Genomic DNA, 536 nt, shown 5'->3' with positions numbered 1-536 from the left:
CTCGGCTCCTGATGGTCTGCTACTACGACCCTAACGGCATCCCGACGATCTATGAGAACATCGCCAACTGGCAGCAGTTCAGCCGTTACAGCATCGAGGTCCTCAACCTCTGGCCGGGGCGCAACGGCCAGCTTCTGCACCTGCCGGCGTCGCTCGACCTGAAGCAATATGCGGGGATCATCGTCCACTGCACCACGTCCTATTCGCCCCTCAACCTGTTCGCGCTCGACACGAAGCTTTCCCGCCCGTTCGAGGAATATGACGGCCTGAAGATCCTGATGAAGCAGGACGAACAGGTGCAGACGAACCGCTTTGCGGAATTCATCGCCGCGAAGAAATTCGACATGGTCATCACCTGTCTGCCGCCGGAGGAAGTCGAGAAGGTCTATCCCCGCGACATCGTGGGCGATGTCGACTTCATCCACGCCTATACGGGCTACATCGCGCCCTCCCTGCGGGACATGCCGCGCGGCGGGATGGCGGAACGGCAAATCGACATCAGCTACCGCGGGTCGATCCAGCCGCTGGAATTCGGC

General features: G+C 60.6%; 1 protein-coding gene. It reads left to right on the top strand.

Going from position 1 to position 536, the window contains the following annotated elements:
* A partial coding sequence (locus J4G32_RS20665; RefSeq protein ID WP_210497502.1) for a hypothetical protein occupies positions 1-536 on the top strand: 536 nt, incomplete at both ends.

The sequence above is a fragment of the Microvirga antarctica genome (assembly GCF_017921815.1).
GTDB classification, from domain to species: domain Bacteria; phylum Pseudomonadota; class Alphaproteobacteria; order Rhizobiales; family Beijerinckiaceae; genus Microvirga; species Microvirga antarctica.
Note: the sequence above shows the minus strand (reverse complement) of the source record. Positions and strands in the feature narration are given on the sequence as shown.